The organism is Nitrosospira multiformis (genome assembly GCF_003050865.1).
Lineage (GTDB): Bacteria > Pseudomonadota > Gammaproteobacteria > Burkholderiales > Nitrosomonadaceae > Nitrosospira > Nitrosospira multiformis_E.
The window spans coordinates 21,666-34,774 of sequence record NZ_QAOK01000002.1; the positions used below are offsets into that span (position 1 = coordinate 21,666).

Sequence of the window (13,109 nt, forward strand, 5' to 3'; positions counted from 1 at the left end):
TGCCGCTGCAAAGCGGTTTCGTCGTTTCTAAGACTGAATAATTGAATACCTTCTTTGAGGAAAAAAATGGTTGAATTGATTGAGTTTTTGAAGCCTGCTCTTTTTGGAGCCCCGTTGATGACCGTGCTTTACGGAATCAGGCAGATATGGGAGGAGGGTCCGGATCAGTCTAGCTGAGTAGATATTCGAGAAGGTATGCACGCCCCCTCGCAGGAGGCATATTCTTGGTGATGCCAGTCGAGTATGTCTGCCCGCCTGTATCTGTCGCTTTATGCTGTCCCCGAGCCTGGAGTTCAAATCTCCTTCAAATCCAGGCTCCTCTGATTTTCAATCCTGAAAACAGGGAAAACGATATCCGGGATAGAAATGAAATCCGTCCAATTTTTCCCTGCATTTTGCAACTGTCGATCAACAGTCACCATTGGAATGCCGGGTCTGACCTGCTGATTACCTGATGATTGAGGGAAGGACTTCAACAGAAGCCCTTCAAGCTGAAAACCCGGCGTTCAGACTGCTGCTTCGGCTGGTGGAGTGCCAAGTACGCTTTTCCCAGTCGGCTCTGTCATATCGGCAATGATGGCAGCTGGTGCGTTTTTCTTGACTGATTCTATTCCGCCATCCCGCGCTTTTTCCGTCTCATAGGATTCGCTGGTGCCAATCACCTGATTGTTGCCTGATTTGAGATTGAACCTGTATTTGCCGCTTTCAGTGATTTTCCGTTCATACCGGGAGTCGTCCGGCGCATTTTTTCGGACAGACTCCACTCCATTCATGCATCCCGCTCTGGCCTTGTAGCCTTCACTGGCAAGAATGGTTTGTCCATTGGTGGCTTTCAATCTGAACCTAAACTCACCTGCCTTATCTTTATAAATCTCGAATTTTGCAGCCATGAAATTTCCTTTCGTATTATGTGAGACCCGTACTAGCCCTTGATCCTTTCCATCCTTTTGGATAGAGACAGCATTCGTACGTTTTGCGATGCTGCTGCTGCATAGTTTAACGCAGAGCAGGAGTCAGGGTTGACCTGCTATATATCGCAGGTTGGGTCCTGGCATGCAATTGCAGCAGCAATGGCAACGGATAATGCCACTGACAACGCTGGGCGTGTGGTGCGCAAGTTTGATCCTTTCGATCCCGCTTATCGCAAGATCGCACGATTCGGTTCCATCAGTGCCCATAAAAAGACTCCGGTATGAATAACGCTGGAGCAGAAGGGGCGCGGAGAGATCGCTGGTGCCTTCTTTTCCCTCATATCACATTCAGAGGTATCTTCAGGTATGCAACGCCGTTGTCTTCCGGCGGAGGCATTTCTCCCGCGCGTATGTTCACTTGAATCGAGGGCAGCAGCAGGACAGGCGCTCCCAGGGTTTTGTCCCGCGCGGTGCGCATTGCGACAAAGTCGTCTTCGGTAATACCGTCGTGCACGTGGATGTTGCCCGCCCGCTGATCGGCAACGATGCATTCCCACTGAGGCTGCCGGGTAGCAGGCGGATAGTCATGGCACATGAACAGCCGTGTTTGGGGCGGATTGGCGAGCAGCCGTTTTATCGAGCGGAACAGCTGCCGGGCATCCCCGCCCGGGAAGTCGGCGCGCGCCGTGCCCAGGTCGGGCATGAACATCGTGTCGCCGATGAAAACGGCATCGTCGAACTGATACGACAGGTCGGCAGGCGTGTGGCCGGGCGTAAAAACTGCTTTAGCGGTCAGTTTGCCTACCGTGAAGATTTCCCCGTCCGCAAATACATGATTGAAATGCCTGCCATCGGGAACGAACTCTGCTCCCAGATTGAACATCTTCTTGAAGATTTGCTGCACGGTTGAGATCTGCGGGCCTATACCCGTCTTTCCGTCCAGGCGTTCCTTGAGATAACTGGCCGCCGTCAGGTGATCGGCGTGCACGTGCGTTTCGAGTATCCATTCCACCTTCAGTTTCTTCGCTTCGACAAACGCAATCAGCTTGTCTGCGAAAGCACCGGTTGTTCTGCCAGCCTTGGGATCGTAGTCCAGCACGGGGTCGATGATCGCGCATGATCCACCCGGCTCATCGTAAACCACATAGCTGATCGTGGCGGTCACAGATTCGAAAAAGGCTTCGATACGGGGCTTCATGTCAGTTGTCTCCAGGGTTCGGTGTAGATCCTATTATTAAATCATGCATAATATACTTGACTAGAATATATAATAATATATATTATACGTCAATAGAATGATTTTCACGTCTCGGTGTCAAAGCGGCAATGAGATAGAAGCATGAATATTTGAGGGAGCGATGGAGGAGGATTCGGCATGTTGATCGACTGGAATGCATTTACGCCCTGGGCCTCATTGGCAGGGGGTGCACTGATCGGCGCGGCTGCCACGTCGCTGATACTGTTCAATGGGCGCATTGCCGGCATTTCCGGCATCGTCGGGGGGCTGCTCAGCCTGAAAAAAGGAGACATGGGTTGGCGCCTTGCATTTGTCGGTGGTTTGATCGCGGCGCCTCTCATCTGGCAACTGTTTGCAAGTCTGCCGGCAATCAGGATCGACGGCAGTTTTTTGATGATGGCGCTCGCCGGCCTGATCGTGGGCATCGGTACGCGCTACGGTTCCGGTTGCACCAGCGGACATGGAGTCTGCGGCATTTCCCGCCGGTCCCCGCGTTCGATGGTGGCGACCTTGCTTTTCATGATGATGGGCTTCGTCACGGTTTATGTCATCCGTCACGTTTTTCAGATAGCGGGTTGAGAGGAGGTTTGCATGGTCAATGTGATTGCATTGGTTTCGGGCCTGATCTTCGGGCTGGGCCTGATCCTCGGGGGAATGGCAAATCCCGCCAAAGTTCTGGCTTTTCTTGATCTGACCGGTGAATGGGATCCTTCGCTGGCCTTCGTCATGGCGGGCGCGATCGCAGTGGGATCGGTGGCCTTTGCCCTGGCGGGAAAGCTGAAGAAGAGTTATCTGGGAGCGCCGATGAGCTTGCCCGCCTCGCGCACCATCGATAAAAGGCTGGTTCTGGGTGCGCTGGCGTTCGGCATTGGCTGGGGGATTGCGGGAATATGTCCGGGCCCTGCTCTCGTCCTGCTGGGCGCGGGTAGCGCAAAGGGCGTGGTGTTTGTAGCGGCGATGCTCCTGGGGATGGGAGTTTTCGAAATCCTGGAGCGGCGGCGCAGTAACCCCGAGGTTCAACGGAAACCGAATGCGGACCGGAAGGCGGGCGAGCAGATAGCCCTTCAGGATCATTGAAGAATCCTATGGGTCTTTGTCGGACTCGGTGCGACTTGCGACAGGCTCTCTCTCGCTTGCGGGAGAGGGAAGGCCAAAGCGGGCTAAAAGGGGCTAAAAGGGAAGGCCTCAAAAAGGGAATGGGAGAGCAGATTGAAGCTGGAAAAGGATCTTCATAAGGATTTTCAGATTTCTGAAATGCGGGACTCGGCATCGAAAGCGTGCACGATGCTCAGAACGCTGGCGAACGAGGATCGGTTGCTCATTCTGTGCCAGCTCATCGATGGCCCAAGAACCGTGGGTGAGCTCGAATCCTTGCTGGGCATCCGCCAGCCCACACTCTCGCAGCAGTTGACCGTGCTGCGTCAGGAAAGCCTGGTTTCCACCGAGCGGAACGGCAAGTACATCATCTACAGCCTGGCGAGCAGCGAGGTTGTCCAGATCATGCAGACGTTGTACCGGCTGTATTGCGGGACAAAGGGCGTGGAAAGCGGGGAAGACAGCGGCAGCAATCTGCCGACAAGAGGAAAGTACCGGCAGGCGCGATGACAATTGTCCCGCCGGCGAATGGATGGGTTGTTCAGGATATTTTTGAGTCTCGAATCATTCAAGTCAGGCAAACCGATCATTAATCCGGAGGATTAAGTATGCAGCCAAGTATACGGCAAGAGACGGCGCAACCGGTGGATGCAGCATGCAACTGGAGCGATGCGTTCGATGTTGTCATAATCGGTGGAGGATCGGCGGGAATCGGCGTGACCGCAAGTCTTCTTCGCAGACGTCCGTCGCTGCGCATCGCGATCATCGAGCCCAGCGACAGGCATTACTATCAGCCAGCCTGGACACTGGTCGGCGGAGGCGTTTTCGACGTTACCAAGACGGTACAGCCGATGGCTGACGTTATCCCGGAGAAGGCGCAGTGGGTTCGCGGCGTCGCCAGGCGGGTGGATGCCGTGGGCAATTTTGTGGAACTGGAGGACGGCCGCCAGGTTGGCTACCAACAGCTTATCGTATGCCCAGGGCTTCGTCTGGCGTGGGAGCGGATAGAAGGCCTGGAAGAGACGCTGGGCAAAAATGGCGTAACGTCCAATTACCGTTTTGATCTGGCACCCTATACCTGGTCACTGGTGCAAGAGCTCAAGGGCGGCAAGGCGCTTTTTACCCAGCCTCCCATGCCCATCAAGTGTGCCGGCGCCCCGCAGAAGGCGATGTATTTGTCATGCGACGAGTGGCTGCGCGCAGGCAGGCTGAACGATATCGAGGTCGAGTTCAATACCTGCGCACCGGTGCTTTTTGGCGTATCCGCCTTCGTCCCGCCGTTGATGGAATACGTGAAGCGCTATGATGCTGACCTGGTATTCAATTCAAATCTCGTCAGGGTCGACGGCGAAAACAGGGTGGCCTATTTCGATGTGAAGCATGCCAGCGGGGAAGTCGAGCGGGTGGCAAAACCCTTTGACATGCTGCATGTCGCTCCGCCTCAGGTTGCACCGGCTTTTATTGCCGAGAGTTCGCTTGCGGACGCCGCCGGATGGTGCGAAGTGGATCATACAACGCTCCAGCATCCCCGGTACCCGAATATTTTCGGTCTGGGCGACGCCTGCTCCTCTCCCAATGCCAAAACCGCAGCGGCGGTCAGGAAGCAGATTGTCGTGGTCGCGGAAAATCTGCTGGCGGCGCGAGAACACCGGGAATTCAAGACTTTCTATGACGGTTACGGTTCCTGTCCGTTGACGGTGGAGAGAGGCAAGGTCATTCTTGCGGAATTCGGGTTTGGCGGAAAACTGCTGCCGACCTTCAAGCTTGATCCGACCGTGCCGCGTTTCCTGGCCTGGCTGCTCAAGGCGCGATTTCTCCCCTGGTTTTACTGGCACGGCTTCCTCAAGGGCCGTGAATGGCTCGCGGGGCCGGGCGTGGCGGACTGATCGTATGGAGCACCTTCATCTGGTCAGTCTTATGCTGGGCGCGCTTGTCGGCGTAACTCTCGGTCTCACGGGCGCAGGCGGCGCGATTGTCGCCGTCCCGCTGCTGGTATTCGGCTTGCACCTGACCATGGCCGACGCAGCTCCCATCGCTCTGTTTGCGGTCAGCCTCTCGGCGGCGAGCGGAGCGATCATTGCGTGGAGAGCGGGAAAGGTGAGATACCGGGCCGCAGGACTGATCGCAGTGACCGGCGTGCTGGCGTCTCCGGCAGGCTTGTTCATCGCCCAGCGCATCTCCAATGGCTGGCTGATCCTGGCATTTGCCCTGGTCATGGCTTATGTCGCATTCCGCATGTTTCGCCAAACACTCGCAAAACATGGCTCAAGCGAAGGCGTACCGCGTACGATCCCCTGCGAGGTCAACAGTTCGACCGGACGTTTGCGGTGGACCAGTCCCTGCGCCGGCTCGTTGGCGTTATCGGGAATCTCCGCCGGTTTCCTCTCGGGACTGCTGGGAGTAGGAGGAGGCTTCATCATCGTTCCTGCCGTGCGCAAGGCGACTGACCTCCAGATGGATTCGATTGTTGCGACATCGCTCGGGGTCATCGCGCTCGTTTCCGCCGCTGGCGTCGTATCCGCTACATTCATGGGTGAAATGAACTGGCCAATCGCCCTATCCTTCACTTCGGGAGCGGTCGCGGCCATGTTCCTTGCAAGCGCCATCGCCCATCGCCTTTCGGGAAAGGGACTGCAGCGGGCGTTCGCCATTCTTGCCGGTTTGGCGTCTGCGGGCATGCTCGTCAAGGCGATTATGTCGATCGCCTGATGACATTTTCAAATCCAGCCTGGCAGGAAAGAGAGCCTTTCAAATGCTGAAGCTGCTCGGACCTGCGACGAGCATTACGCTCTGCGCCGCGGCGTTCATGCTGGCAGTCGATGCCACGAGGGATTACGGAACAGCGAACGCCATCAGCATCGGCGCCGCGGCAATGGCGCTGGCCGCCATGAGCCAGTGCCTTGTTCTCGCCGCACGCTTTCGCATTCTTGAGCCTGTTTTCGGCGGCCTCGATCGCGTGTACCGTATGCACAAGTATCTGGGAATAATGGCCCTGGCCATGATGATCCTGCATAACATCGTTGAGCCGGATTTCGAAGACTGGGTGGAAGAGACCGGGCTGGGCGACCTGGCGGAAGATATCGGCGAAGTCGCGTTTGCCGCGCTGGTGGCGCTGATCCTCCTGAGCTGGGTCAAGCGAATTCCTCGCATCCACTGGGAAATACCCTATCCGCTCTGGCATTTTTTCCACCGGTTCACGGGCGCTTTCTTTGCGCTGGTCGCGTTCCATCAGCTTTTGATCGACAAACCCTTCGCCGCCAGCGAGCCCCTCTCCATCTACCTGAATACCCTATGTGTAATCGGAATCTGCTGCTACCTGTTCACGGAATTTGCCAAAAAGAGCTGGAGGCGAAGTTTCTATACGGTGGCGTCAATGGAACGGAAGAGCGGCGCCCTGGAAATTGCCCTCGACCCTGTCGGCCGCCCATTGCTTTGGAAGCCGGGACAGTTCGCATTCCTCGCCGCGGCATCGCCTCTTGCCGAATTCCACCCATTCACTCTGACTGCTCCGCCAGGTCCGGATGGCTCGGTTCGTTTTGCGATCAAGGCGTTGGGTGACTGGACCTCGCAGCTTCCCCTCGTTTTGAAACCGGGTGCGACAGTTCAGGTCGAGGGCCCCTATGGGCGTTTCAATTTTCGCAAATTCGATTTAGGGAAATTTTTTCGACGGAAGGAGAAGCAGCGCCAGGTATGGGTTGCGGGAGGGATAGGCATCACCCCTTTTCTGGCTTGGGCTCAGAGCCTTACTGGCGACGAAAACATCTCCGTTTATCTTTTCTATAGTACTGTTAATGCCGAGGAGGCATTTGGACTGGATGTGCTGGAAGAAGCGAAGGCGAGATTGCAGAATTTCTCCTTTCATGTTGTTTTTAGCCAGCGCGAAGGCAGATCCGGCGTGAATCGCCTTCTTGCAAACGCCCCTTTCGACGTGAAGGGAGCGGATTTCTTTTTTTGCGGTCCGCCAAATATGCGCAAAGCCATCCTGAAGGGATTGAATGTCAAAGGAATGCGTCCTGGCTCGGTCAATTTCGAGCTTTTTGAGTTTCGGTAATTGGGGTAAAGCCGGCTTGCTTTCGATGATCTCTGTTTCTATTCGCTCCACCCTGCTTTTGAGCCTCGGGTTGCTTGCATCAGGTTGCACTCCAATCACTTTCGCTGCCGCAAGTAATTCCTGAAGCGCTGGTTTCATCAAGGATTTCATCAGGTGATAATCCTCAGGACCAAGCCTTTCCAAATACCTCACTTCCGTTTTATGCTTCTTGTGGTTCTGGTATGCTCTCACGGTTAAGGGTGATTCTCGTCAATCAACCTTATTCCAAGACCCTTCTTGCCCAAAAAGCTTTTTGTGCATATAAACAGGAGGTTCAAATGAAACTGAACTCTGCATTTGGCAAATCTTGCATTGCTCTGGGTTTCTCACTCGCACTTGCCGGCATTGCCGTCGCTTCAGAGCAGGAATGGCAATATCCCCTTATCCAGGGATATGGAAAAGTGCTGCCCTTGCCCAATTCCGCGCTTCGACCGAATCCGAATCGGGAAGCCAAAATTGTCGTGAATGTCGTGCGGCCAATGAATTCGCCTGCTGAGGTAAACCCCGGCCTCGACCGCGTGGCACGTCTCGTCAATCTGTTTGCCCTTTCAAAAGTGCCTCCGGAGAAGCTGAAGATCGTCGCCGTTCTTCATGGCGGAGCTACCGCCGCTTCGCTCGACAGCGCTCACTACCGTGAAAAATATCAGGTCGATAATCCCAATATAAAACTGATCGAGGCTTTGAAGCGGGCAGGTGTCAGCGTGTACGTATGCGGACAGGCTGTGGCGCACAGTGGTTTTGGGCAATCATGGATCAACCGAGATGTGTCGGTAGCCCTCTCTGCGATGATGGTATTGGTACACTACCAAAATGAAGGCTATGCACTGGTCGAGTAGACGGGAAGAGACCGCAGGAGCAGTGTTGCAGGAGAACCGTCCGTCACAATAGCTCGAACACGAGGATTGATATTTTCTTTATTATTGGTTCGAAATATGCGATAGCCAACCGGAAAGAAAGGAGTCATCCATGAGTCAAGGATCGCAAACAATAAACCAGGAAATGCCTCCCCTGGATCCACATCCCCTGAGCGAATATGTTGCTTGGGCGGGTTCACGCAACCGCGAGCCCATCCTCGGCGTTCTCAGGGAAAAATTGCCGAAAGACCCCGAGCGTGTCCTGGAACTGGCGAGTGGAAGCGGAATGCACATCAATTACTTCGCTCCCCACTTCAACCATTTGCACTTCCAGCCGTCGGACAGGGATATTGAAGTTTTCGACAATATCAGGAAAGTCACCAGCGAGCAGGGGAATGACAACATCGCCGACCCTGTTCACCTGGATCTCACCAAGCCGGAAACGTGGTTTAACCCCGGCTCAGCAAAATCATTCGCAGCCATTTTCTGCATCAACATCTTTCAGGTAGCGCCTATTTCCATCGCCGACGGGATGATGCAATGTGCGGAGCATCTGCTCAAGGATGATGGCTTTTTGCTGATCTACGGTCCTTTCCATTTCAACGGCGTATTCTCGACGGATTCAAACAGGCAGTTTCACGAAACCCTGAGTTCTGCGGGTGTTGCCGAGTGGGGCCTGAAGGATGTTGCCGACCTGGAAAAAGCGGCCACAAACCACGGGATGGAGCTCAAGGAGAAGATCGAGATGCCGAGCAACAACTTCTCGCTTATTTTCGGCAAAACAAGAAAGCTGTAGTGGGTAAAATTTCCTTGGCAATCGTCGCAGGGGTCGGGTCTACGCGCGGCCTCGGCGCAGCCCTTGGGAGATGCTTTGCTGGTAAGGGACTGCACGTTTTTCTCGTCGGACGGACGATAGCGAAGCTGGAGGAGGTCGCCGGACATATCCAGGGAATGGGAGGCTCAGCGACGCCGATCGCAGTTGATTTGACGGTCGAGGAGGATGTGGCGCGCTTGTTTGACCTGGTTCGCGCACGGAATGCTGCCCTGGATATTACCGCCTACAATGTCGGCAATAATATCGCTGCTCCCTTTTTTGAAACCGGGGCCAGCACATTCACCACGCTTTGGCGGCAGAACTGCCTGGGCGCTTTTCTCTTCTCCCAGCAAGCGCTGCGCCTCATGCAGGAGCAGGGAAAAGGCACAATGTTTTTTACGGGGGCGACCGCTTCATTGCGTGCGAGGCCTCCTTTTACCGCTTTCGCGTCCGCCAAAGCCGGGTTAAGGGCGCTTGCCCAAGGGTTGGCGCGGGAATTCGGTCCACATGGTATTCACATCGTCCATACTGTTATTGATGGAGTGATAAATGGCGACTATGCCCGGGATCGGTTTCCTGACTATGTCAAAGCAAAGGGGGAAGGAGGGTTGCTGGAGCCCGATGCCATTGCCCGGACATACTGGGCTGTTCACGAGCAACACCCGAGCGCATGGACGCATGAGCTGGATCTTCGGCCTTTCAAGGAGCCTTTTTGATAAATTCGGAGGAAAAAATGGATAAGGCAGATTGGAGTTTGAGCGGCGGTTATTTTGAAACCTGCAATTGTGAAACATCCTGCCCCTGCATCTGGCTGCAACCCCCTTCCGAAGGCAACTGCAAGCTGCTGGTGGCCTGGCACATCGAGGACGGGTATTTGAACGGGCAAAGCCTGGACGATCTGAATGTCGCGTTGGCCTGCTACGCGGAAGGAACCATGATAAACGGAGGATGGCAAGCCGCTCTGTATGTAGATGAACGGGCAAGTGATGGGCAGTTTGATGCCATCACTCAGATTTTTGGTGGCAAGCAGGGGGGACACCCTTCGATTCTGATGAGCCTTGTCAGCGATGTGCTGGGCGTAAAAAAGACCAGGATCGACTACAAGGAAGAAGGGAGCAGGCGCGAGATCGTAATTCCGGGAGTCGCACAAGCAGAGATCGAGGCAATCAAAGGCATTACGGGCGGAAATGCGACTATCAATAATCCTCCTCTGTGCGTCGTCACCAGCCACCCCGCTGTCGTTGCCAAGTCCGCGCACTACGAGTACCACGATTACGACAAGAACTGGAAATTCAGCAACCGCAATGGTTTTTACTCGCCATTCACTTATCAGCCTTGACGTTTCTGTCGGCACGCAAGTCGGGCAAAAAGCTCATGTAAATTGTTCAATTGATTTTATAACATATTAGTTTAAAAAGAAAATATCTTGCATTATCTTGACTGCTCACCATTAAGGACTAACCTTCAGCCATCGGATGCATAAAACCCAATCCGCCATTCTGCTATCACTGCTGACAGTAATCGTTTCTGCCTGGGCGTACCTGATCTATCAGCACTGGCAGATGACATCGCTGCCGATGTCCGAAATGTGGATGCCTCCGTCGCAAGCCTCCGACTGGAAATCGCTCGATTTCCTTCTTGTATATCTCATGTGGGCGGCAATGATGGCGGCCATGATGGTCCCATCCGCCATACCCATGATCCTCACTTTTTCGCGAGTCGCCAAAAAACGTTATCTGGCTCCACAAAAATCCACGTTTCTCTTTGCTTACAGCTACCTCGCCGTATGGCTGCTGTTCAGTATCGGGATGACCCTCCTGCAATGGCAGCTCCATGGACTGCAGGTGATCTCCCCTATGATGGATACGGAAAGTAACGTGTTCTCCGCCGTGATTTTTCTAGCGGTAGGAATATATCAGCTGACGCCTCTGAAAACCCGTTTCCTCCAATATTGCCAATCTCCGGCAGGTTTTTTGTTGAACGAATGGCGGGAGGGGGCAAAAGGCGCGTTTCAGATGGGGTTGAAGCATGGCGCCACGTGCGTGGGGTGCTGCTGGGCGCAAATGCTCATCATGTTTGCCGTGGGTGTGATGAACCTCCTCGGGATGGCTTTGATAACCCTGCTGATTCTCCTTGAAAAAGTCGTCCCTGTGAAAAGCCAGTTTATCTCCAAAGCCGGAGGGATTATATTGATGGGGTGTGGCGTCAGGCTGCTCTTCGGGACATAATACCCCTTACCCGCTCTGAGTTAATAATCCAGCCCAATGGAGTTCGATGCGTCTATTTGCCGTTCCACTCCATTTCTTTCCTCTGATTTTTTCCATGTGGTTTCTTTCCTCGATTCCGGCGGATCGGATCAATAACCCGACGGTTCCTCGCGTACCCCGAGGTAGGCCTTGACCGCAGTGATCGCAAGCGGCAGGGAGCCGAACAGAATGAATACGAGGTCGCCGGGCAAGCGCAGCCATTCGACGAAGTGGGACCTGTCATTTCCGATGTACTCCAGGCTGCGCGCGTGCCAGTATCCGTTCTGCACCACATCCCAGACCTGGAGCACTCCGGCGGGGAACAGGCTCATCGCCACCATCATCGCCAGGCCGATATTGGTTCCCCAGAAACTGATCTTGACGTACTTCTCGATGCCTTCCCAGTGTGCGTCGTCACTTGTCTCCCGCAGTACGAACACGGTCAGCGCAATTGCCAGCATCCCGAAAACGCCCATCAGGGCTGAATGGGCATGGGTTGGGGTCAGCAAGGTGCCAACCTCGTAATAGCTCACGATGGGCAGGTTGATCAGAAAGCCAAAGATGCGATGCCTGCGCCGACGAAATTCCAGAACCCGACCGCCATGAGAAAATAGAAAGTCCAGCGGTGGGGTATGACTACTGTCTTGCCACATTCCGCGCAGTTGCCGCCGCGAGTCGTTTTAATGAAATCCCAGGCGTCGAGCTTCAGCAAGGTTAGGGGAACAACCTCCAGCACGGAGAACATCGCGGATAGCGCCATGTTGAAGCTGCTCTAGATCGTCCAGAAAAGCCGCATCCTCGGGCCGGTTGTTGGAATCAAAGACGAAGAGGTCGCGGGCCACCTGGTCATGAATAGCTTGCAAAACTATGCTCCGTACCGGGGTTATACCAATGCCGCCGGCGAGGAAAACCGCAGGAATGGCCTTATTGTTGTGGAGGGTGAAGGATCCGCCCGGACCCTCCATTTTGAACTCGGTACCAAGCGGAATTTTTTTCAACACGCGCTTGAATGCCGTGTCACGCATTCGCGTCGCCACCATCAGATCGTCTTCATAAGGCGCTCGCTAAAGAAAATCCGCGCGTATTGCCTTCTGCGTCAGTTTCCGGCGGACTGAGCAGAGTGAAATCGGCCCATTGGCCTGCCTTATAGGTGAATCCTTCCGGCTTTTCAAAACGGAATGCCATCGTCCCAACCGCAACTTCCTCGGGACCTTTCAAGATGGTCTTGTAGATTGTCATCGTCCCATCTCCTTATTGATGTGATCCATTAGCACAGTGTCACTTGACTCCCAAAGGGGAGATGTGTGTATAAGCAGATAAATAATCAGCAAGAAAACTGGCAAGCCAGCAATCCTCACTGAACGAGTTTCTGCCGTAGATGTGAGTCGTAAAAAACCTGATAGTTCAGTAGTGTGCAGGAAGATGTGCGAGCGGATTACTGGTTTGGGCTGGATTCCAGGTCAAGCCTGGAAGGTGACGAGATTCATAGTATTTTCCGGGGATTGCCGCTTTCTCAGGAGCCCGGGTTATTTTCTTTTTTACACAATGCCTTGTGCGCGCCTCCGGCTACAACAGGTTATAGGATATCACCGTCTTGCCCCCATCACTCGAATAGGAGAGGCGGTAGTCGAGTGCCATCCCCTTCGGGCAGTGGCGCTTCAGGTGCGGAGACAGCCACGCTCTTGCAGATCCCAATCTACCATTCATTGATGACTGAATAGGGAAGGCGTATCCGTGATAGGAACCGGCAGCTAGAACAATTAGAATGCACCATACCGCCTGCTAATGTTCGAGCACATGGGTGGCGGGCCTCATTGGTTTATCGCATGAACTGATGCATAGGCTGAATTGATGCTAACGGG

The 13,109-nt window shown here is 54.3% G+C and carries 18 protein-coding genes; 12 read left to right on the forward strand and 6 right to left on the reverse strand.

Annotation, left to right across the window (positions count from 1 at the left end; translation table 11 throughout):
- Nucleotides 1-506: 506 nt before the first annotated feature.
- Nucleotides 507-890: a YegP family protein gene (locus C8R21_RS01350; RefSeq protein WP_107761097.1), complete on the reverse strand. Its 384-nt coding sequence runs from the start codon at nt 888-890 to the stop codon at nt 507-509.
- A 180-nt stretch (nt 891-1,070) separates the two neighbouring features.
- Between C8R21_RS01350 and C8R21_RS16300 the strand changes: the two genes are divergently transcribed.
- Nucleotides 1,071-1,196: a hypothetical protein gene (locus tag C8R21_RS16300; protein WP_258192191.1), complete on the forward strand. Its 126-nt coding sequence runs from the start codon at nt 1,071-1,073 to the stop codon at nt 1,194-1,196.
- Between the two features lie 52 nt (nt 1,197-1,248).
- Here the strand turns inward: C8R21_RS16300 and C8R21_RS01355 are convergent, their stop codons facing one another.
- A complete protein-coding gene (locus tag C8R21_RS01355) occupies nt 1,249-2,109 on the reverse strand; it encodes an MBL fold metallo-hydrolase (RefSeq protein ID WP_107761098.1) in 861 nt (286 codons plus the stop codon).
- Between the two features lie 177 nt (nt 2,110-2,286).
- On the opposite strand from C8R21_RS01355, the gene C8R21_RS01360 reads away from it, so the two are divergent.
- The 11 genes from C8R21_RS01360 (at nt 2,287) to C8R21_RS01410 (ending at nt 11,229) form a co-directional block, all read left to right on the forward strand.
- Nucleotides 2,287-2,727 (forward strand): YeeE/YedE family protein, encoded by a 441-nt coding sequence (locus C8R21_RS01360; RefSeq protein WP_107761099.1) that lies wholly within the window; start codon nt 2,287-2,289, stop codon nt 2,725-2,727.
- 12 nt (nt 2,728-2,739) lie between these two features.
- The gene (locus C8R21_RS01365) at nt 2,740-3,225 is read left to right on the forward strand and encodes a YeeE/YedE family protein (protein ID WP_107761100.1); all 486 of its coding nucleotides are present in this window, start codon (nt 2,740-2,742) and stop codon (nt 3,223-3,225) included.
- A gap of 132 nt (nt 3,226-3,357) precedes the next feature.
- Nucleotides 3,358-3,753, forward strand: a complete 396-nt coding sequence (locus C8R21_RS01370) for an ArsR/SmtB family transcription factor (RefSeq protein WP_308811368.1) — start codon at nt 3,358-3,360, stop codon at nt 3,751-3,753.
- A gap of 98 nt (nt 3,754-3,851) precedes the next feature.
- Complete coding sequence (locus C8R21_RS01375) at nt 3,852-5,129, forward strand: NAD(P)/FAD-dependent oxidoreductase (protein ID WP_181258823.1); 1,278 nt, start codon at nt 3,852-3,854, stop codon at nt 5,127-5,129.
- Between the two features lie 4 nt (nt 5,130-5,133).
- A complete protein-coding gene (locus C8R21_RS01380) occupies nt 5,134-5,952 on the forward strand; it encodes a sulfite exporter TauE/SafE family protein (protein ID WP_107761101.1) in 819 nt (272 codons plus the stop codon).
- Between the two features lie 43 nt (nt 5,953-5,995).
- Nucleotides 5,996-7,294, forward strand: a complete 1,299-nt coding sequence (locus tag C8R21_RS01385; RefSeq protein WP_107761102.1) for a ferredoxin reductase family protein — start codon at nt 5,996-5,998, stop codon at nt 7,292-7,294.
- Between the two features lie 74 nt (nt 7,295-7,368).
- The gene (locus tag C8R21_RS01390) at nt 7,369-8,169 is read left to right on the forward strand and encodes a DsrE family protein (RefSeq protein WP_107761103.1); all 801 of its coding nucleotides are present in this window, start codon (nt 7,369-7,371) and stop codon (nt 8,167-8,169) included.
- Between the two features lie 130 nt (nt 8,170-8,299).
- Entirely contained in the window at nt 8,300-8,983 is a 684-nt protein-coding gene (locus C8R21_RS01395) for a DUF938 domain-containing protein (protein ID WP_107761104.1), read from the forward strand.
- Nucleotides 8,983-9,717, forward strand: coding sequence for an SDR family NAD(P)-dependent oxidoreductase (locus tag C8R21_RS01400; protein ID WP_107761105.1), 735 nt, complete (start codon nt 8,983-8,985; stop codon nt 9,715-9,717). Before C8R21_RS01395 ends, C8R21_RS01400 begins: the two co-directional genes overlap by 1 nt.
- A 17-nt stretch (nt 9,718-9,734) precedes the next feature.
- A complete protein-coding gene (locus C8R21_RS01405) occupies nt 9,735-10,340 on the forward strand; it encodes a DUF1326 domain-containing protein (protein ID WP_107761106.1) in 606 nt (201 codons plus the stop codon).
- Between the two features lie 136 nt (nt 10,341-10,476).
- Entirely contained in the window at nt 10,477-11,229 is a 753-nt protein-coding gene (locus C8R21_RS01410) for a DUF2182 domain-containing protein (RefSeq protein WP_107761107.1), read from the forward strand.
- Nucleotides 11,230-11,357: 128 nt separating this feature from the next.
- On the opposite strand, the gene C8R21_RS01415 is transcribed toward C8R21_RS01410, so the two are convergent.
- The 4 genes from C8R21_RS01415 to C8R21_RS15775 all read right to left on the reverse strand — a co-directional run bounded on the left by C8R21_RS01415 (nt 11,358) and on the right by C8R21_RS15775 (nt 12,954).
- Nucleotides 11,358-11,900 carry a cbb3-type cytochrome c oxidase subunit I gene (locus tag C8R21_RS01415; RefSeq protein WP_219906589.1) on the reverse strand — a complete coding sequence of 181 codons (543 nt, stop codon included), beginning with the start codon at nt 11,898-11,900 and terminating at the stop codon, nt 11,358-11,360.
- Between the two features lie 27 nt (nt 11,901-11,927).
- Entirely contained in the window at nt 11,928-12,272 is a 345-nt protein-coding gene (locus C8R21_RS16035) for an FAD-dependent oxidoreductase (protein ID WP_219906590.1), read from the reverse strand.
- A 25-nt stretch (nt 12,273-12,297) separates the two neighbouring features.
- Nucleotides 12,298-12,486 carry a hypothetical protein gene (locus tag C8R21_RS16040; RefSeq protein ID WP_219906591.1) on the reverse strand — a complete coding sequence of 63 codons (189 nt, stop codon included), beginning with the start codon at nt 12,484-12,486 and terminating at the stop codon, nt 12,298-12,300.
- Nucleotides 12,487-12,813: 327 nt separating this feature from the next.
- Nucleotides 12,814-12,954, reverse strand: a complete 141-nt coding sequence (locus C8R21_RS15775; RefSeq protein WP_181258825.1) for a hypothetical protein — start codon at nt 12,952-12,954, stop codon at nt 12,814-12,816.
- Between the last annotated feature and the right edge of the window lie 155 nt (nt 12,955-13,109).

Excerpts from the sequence above, each read along its gene's own strand:
- C8R21_RS01350 (WP_107761097.1), bottom strand. The coding sequence starts at position 890 with ATGGCTGCAAAATTCGAGATTTATAAAGATAAGGCAGGTGAGTTTAGG.
- C8R21_RS16300 (WP_258192191.1), top strand. The coding sequence starts at position 1,071 with ATGGCAACGGATAATGCCACTGACAACGCTGGGCGTGTGGTGCGCAAG.
- C8R21_RS01355 (WP_107761098.1), bottom strand. The coding sequence starts at position 2,109 with ATGAAGCCCCGTATCGAAGCCTTTTTCGAATCTGTGACCGCCACGATC.
- C8R21_RS01360 (WP_107761099.1), top strand. The coding sequence starts at position 2,287 with ATGTTGATCGACTGGAATGCATTTACGCCCTGGGCCTCATTGGCAGGG.
- C8R21_RS01365 (WP_107761100.1), top strand. The coding sequence starts at position 2,740 with ATGGTCAATGTGATTGCATTGGTTTCGGGCCTGATCTTCGGGCTGGGC.
- C8R21_RS01375 (WP_181258823.1), top strand. The coding sequence starts at position 3,852 with ATGCAGCCAAGTATACGGCAAGAGACGGCGCAACCGGTGGATGCAGCA.
- C8R21_RS01380 (WP_107761101.1), top strand. The coding sequence starts at position 5,134 with ATGGAGCACCTTCATCTGGTCAGTCTTATGCTGGGCGCGCTTGTCGGC.
- C8R21_RS01385 (WP_107761102.1), top strand. The coding sequence starts at position 5,996 with ATGCTGAAGCTGCTCGGACCTGCGACGAGCATTACGCTCTGCGCCGCG.
- C8R21_RS01395 (WP_107761104.1), top strand. The coding sequence starts at position 8,300 with ATGAGTCAAGGATCGCAAACAATAAACCAGGAAATGCCTCCCCTGGAT.
- C8R21_RS01405 (WP_107761106.1), top strand. The coding sequence starts at position 9,735 with ATGGATAAGGCAGATTGGAGTTTGAGCGGCGGTTATTTTGAAACCTGC.
- C8R21_RS01410 (WP_107761107.1), top strand. The coding sequence starts at position 10,477 with ATGCATAAAACCCAATCCGCCATTCTGCTATCACTGCTGACAGTAATC.
- C8R21_RS01415 (WP_219906589.1), bottom strand. The coding sequence starts at position 11,900 with ATGTGGCAAGACAGTAGTCATACCCCACCGCTGGACTTTCTATTTTCT.
- C8R21_RS16035 (WP_219906590.1), bottom strand. The coding sequence starts at position 12,272 with ATGCGTGACACGGCATTCAAGCGCGTGTTGAAAAAAATTCCGCTTGGT.
- C8R21_RS16040 (WP_219906591.1), bottom strand. The coding sequence starts at position 12,486 with ATGACAATCTACAAGACCATCTTGAAAGGTCCCGAGGAAGTTGCGGTT.
- C8R21_RS15775 (WP_181258825.1), bottom strand. The coding sequence starts at position 12,954 with ATGAATGGTAGATTGGGATCTGCAAGAGCGTGGCTGTCTCCGCACCTG.